The 3,766-nt window shown below is 68.0% G+C and carries 3 protein-coding genes; 1 reads left to right on the top strand and 2 read right to left on the bottom strand.

The features are described from left to right. The coding region (locus QMZ25_RS18110; RefSeq protein WP_283220068.1) for a sigma-E factor negative regulatory protein at positions 1-661 on the bottom strand (661 nt) is incomplete at its 3' end. Next, the gene (gene rpoE / locus QMZ25_RS18105; RefSeq protein WP_065174837.1) at positions 658-1,278 is read right to left on the bottom strand and encodes an RNA polymerase sigma factor RpoE; all 621 of its coding nucleotides are present in this window, start codon (positions 1,276-1,278) and stop codon (positions 658-660) included. The genes rpoE and QMZ25_RS18110, both read right to left, overlap by 4 nt. 235 nt (positions 1,279-1,513) lie before the next feature. On the opposite strand from rpoE, the gene QMZ25_RS18100 reads away from it, so the two are divergent. After that, positions 1,514-3,577 (top strand): 3-hydroxyacyl-CoA dehydrogenase NAD-binding domain-containing protein, encoded by a 2,064-nt coding sequence (locus QMZ25_RS18100; protein ID WP_065174836.1) that lies wholly within the window; start codon positions 1,514-1,516, stop codon positions 3,575-3,577. Positions 3,578-3,766: the final 189 nt, after the last annotated feature.

The following is a 3,766-nucleotide window of genomic DNA, read 5'->3' as shown; positions in this document are numbered from 1 at the left end:
CGGCGGCCACAGCCCGCTGCGCCCCGTCGTCACGCTGTGCCACCCGCGCAGCCTGCTGGCCGCGGGTGGCACTGGCGCTGGCGCGGCGTGCGTCCTGGCGACGGCTGGCGGCCAATGCGGCCGCCGGAACACTGGCCACCGCCACCACCGCCGGATCGACCGAGGCTTCGGTCACCGTCGCGGGCGATACCGGTGCCGGCGGCAGTTCGGCCTGGCTGGCGACCACCTGGGGTGCCAGCGGCTCTCCGGGAGGGGTCTCCTTCAGCTTCTCGCCGCCGATCAACAGGGCCACCGCAGCGACCGAGGCAGCCAATGCGGCACCGCCCCCCCAGGTACGCCAGCCACTGCGGCGCACCTGCCGGTCCTGAGGCCCGGACCGGGGCGTGGGTTCGGCGGCGATGGCAGAGGCAACCGCGGCGCTGAAGCCGGCGGGCGCAAGCACCGAGGCCTGCCCGCGCATCACGTCGCCCAGCAGCTGCCAGCGTTCCTGGCAGCCGGCCAGTTCAGGGTCATGCTCCATGCGGCGCAGCAGGAAGCGGGCCTCGTCGGCCCCCAGCTCGCCATCGACCAGGGCCGACAGCTGTTCCCGATGGCGCTGGTCAAGCCGCAGCCCGGCCGGCGATTGATGATTCTGCGATTCGTTGAATGGATGACTGGTCATACGCGGCTCTTCTCGCGGGTGGCGCTGCCGATGTCCAGCAGCGGCCGGAGTTCGGTGTCGATCGCCTCGCGCGCCCGGAAGATCCGAGAGCGCACGGTGCCGATCGGGCACCCCATCTTCTGCGCGATTTCCTCGTAGCTCAGGCCTTCCACCTCGCGCAGGGTGATCGCCGACCGGAGTTCTTCCGGCAGCGCGTTGACGGCCTTCATCACTGTCTGTTCCAGCTCCTGGCGCATCAACTCGCGTTCGGGCGTGTCGGTGTCGCGCAGGCGCGTGCCGCTGTCGAACTGTTCGGCATCGCCGATGTCGATGTCATCTGTCGGCGGGCGGCGATTGTGTGAAGCCAGGTAGTTTTTGGCGGTGTTCACGGCGATCCGATGCAACCAGGTTGAGAACTGGGCATCGCCGCGGAAGCTTCCGATCGCGCGGTAGGCGCGTATGAAAGTGTCCTGGGCGACGTCCTGACATTCACTCCAGTCGGCGATGTAGCGACCGACCAGGGCCACGACCCGATGCTGATACTTGCGCACCAGTACATCGAAAGCCGCGCTCTCGCCGCGCTGCACGCGCCGGACCAGTTCCAGATCCAGCTCCTGTGGTGTTTCAACCTCGGCCATGGGGGGCCGCACTCCTGTCAGCCCAACCGACGTCGGGCAATGAGACTGCCAATCCCGGGAAAAGTTCAGTCGCCGATCACCCGGCGCCGCACCAGCTTTTAACCACTGTTCCGTTAGCGTTCTGTTCCACGGCCATGGATCCGGAACCGCCACTCCCCTGCTATAGGGATTTGACGCGGGGGAAACAACCTCTGGATCATAGCCGCTTCTCCATACACAACCGGATGGAACGTCCATGCTCTCAGGCTTCGATGGTCTCCGCTTCAGCCACTGGCACCCCGAGATCCGCGACGACGGCGTGGTGGTCCTGTCCCTGGATCGTCAGGACAGCAGTGTCAACGCGATGTCGCAGGACGTGCTGCTGGAGCTGGGCGATCTGCTCGAACGCATCGCGCTGGATCCGCCGAAGGGCGTGGTGATCCAGTCCCTGAAGAAGGCCGGCTTCATCGCCGGCGCCGATCTGAAGGAATTCCAGGAGTTCGACCGGCGCGGCACCGTCAACGATGCCATCCGTCGCGGCCAATCCACCTACCAGAAGCTGGCAGAGCTGCCCTGCCCGACCGTTGCAGCCATCCATGGCCACTGCCTGGGTGGCGGCACCGAGCTGGCCCTGGCCTGCCGTTACCGCGTGGCCTCCAACGACAGCAGCACCCGCATCGGGCTGCCGGAAACCCAGTTGGGCATCTTCCCCGGTTGGGGTGGCAGCGCGCGCCTGCCGCAGCTGGTCGGCGCCCCGGCGGCGATGGACATGATGCTGACCGGCCGCACCCTCTCGGCCTCGGCCGCGCGTGGCATCGGCCTGGTCGACAAGGTGGTGGCACCGGCGGTGGTGCTCGACACCGCCGTCGCACTGGCGCTGGCCGGCACCACGCGGCCGTTCAAGCAGCGTGCGCTGGCATGGGCCAGCAACACCTGGCTGGCGCGCAAGGTGCTGGCACCGCAGATGATCAAGCAGGTCGCGCGCAAGGCGAAGAAGGACCAGTACCCGGCGCCCTATGCACTGATCAGCACCTGGCAGCGCAGCGCCGGCAAGCCGGTGCAGGCCCGCCTGGATGCCGAACGCCGCGCGGTGGTCAAACTGGCCAGCACGCCGACCGCGCGCAATCTGATCCGCATCTTCTTCCTGACCGAGCGCCTGAAGGGTCTGGGCGGCGGCGATTCCGGCATCCGCCACGTGCACGTGGTCGGCGCCGGCGTGATGGGCGGTGACATCGCCGCGTGGGCAGCCTACAAGGGCTTCGAGGTCACCCTGCAGGATCGCGAGCAGCGCTTCATCGATCCGGCGATGGAACGCGCGCAGGCACTGTTCGCCAAGAAGGTGAAGGACGAGAGCAAGCGTCCGGCGGTGGCGGCGCGGCTGCGGGCGGATCTGGAGGGCAAAGGCGTGGCCGCCGCTGATCTGGTGATCGAGGCGATCATCGAGAACCCGGAGGCCAAGCGCGCGCTGTACCAGACGCTGGAGCCGGGCATGAAGGCCGATGCGCTGCTGACCACCAATACCTCGTCGATTCCGCTGGTGGAACTGCGCGACCACATCCAGCGCCCGGCGCAGTTCGCCGGCCTGCACTACTTCAATCCGGTGGCACAGATGCCGCTGGTGGAAATCATCCATCACGACGGCATGGCGCCGGAGACCGAGCGCCGTCTGGCAGCGTTCTGCAAGGCGCTGGGCAAGTTCCCGGTACCGGTGGCGGGCAGCCCGGGCTTCCTGGTCAACCGCGTGCTGTTCCCGTACATGCTGGAGGCGGCCACCGCCTATGCCGAAGGTATCCCGGGCCCGGTGATCGACAAGGCAGCGGTGAAGTTCGGCATGCCGATGGGCCCCATCGAGTTGATCGACACGGTCGGCCTGGATGTCGCCGCCGGCGTGGGCCGCGAGCTGGCGCCGTTCCTCGGCCTGCAGATTCCGGCGGCACTGCAGACGGTGGAAGCCGACAAGCGCGGCAAGAAGGATGGCCAGGGCATCTACACCTGGGAGAACGGCAAGCCGAAGAAGCCGGATGTCGCCAGCGACTACCAGGCCCCTGCGGACCTGGAAGATCGCCTGATCCTGCCGCTGCTCAACGAGGCCGTGGCCTGCCTGCACGAAGGCGTGGTGGCCGATGCGGACCTGCTGGATGCGGGCGTGATTTTCGGCACCGGATTCGCGCCGTTCCGCGGGGGTCCGATCCAGCACATCCGCGCGGTGGGTGCCGATGCGATCGTCGAGCGCCTGAAGGCGCTGCAGCAGCGTCACGGTGACCGCTTTGCCCCGCGCCCGGGCTGGGACAACCCTGCCCTGCGCGAACCGGTGGTGTGATGTGATGTGATCGGCCGGGCCTGCGGCCCGGCACCCGCAGAGGCAACGTCAAGTTCCACAGCAGAAGCCAGAGCCGGAGCAACAGCCGGCTCTGGCTTTTCTGTTTGTCGGGCGGGGCGGTGTCGGGTTGCGGGGACGCCGTAAACCCGTCCCTGGGGGCTTGGCCGCGGCATCCATGCCGCGGACACC

This window comes from Stenotrophomonas sp. RS-48, assembly GCF_030053245.1.
Classification (GTDB): domain Bacteria; phylum Pseudomonadota; class Gammaproteobacteria; order Xanthomonadales; family Xanthomonadaceae; genus Stenotrophomonas; species Stenotrophomonas maltophilia_P.
Note: the sequence above shows the minus strand (reverse complement) of the source record. Positions and strands in the feature narration are given on the sequence as shown.

Bases quoted from the DNA above. Each gene is read 5' to 3' on its own strand.
- rpoE (WP_065174837.1), bottom strand. From the start codon at position 1,278: ATGGCCGAGGTTGAAACACCACAGGAGCTGGATCTGGAACTGGTCCGG.
- QMZ25_RS18100 (WP_065174836.1), top strand. From the start codon at position 1,514: ATGCTCTCAGGCTTCGATGGTCTCCGCTTCAGCCACTGGCACCCCGAG.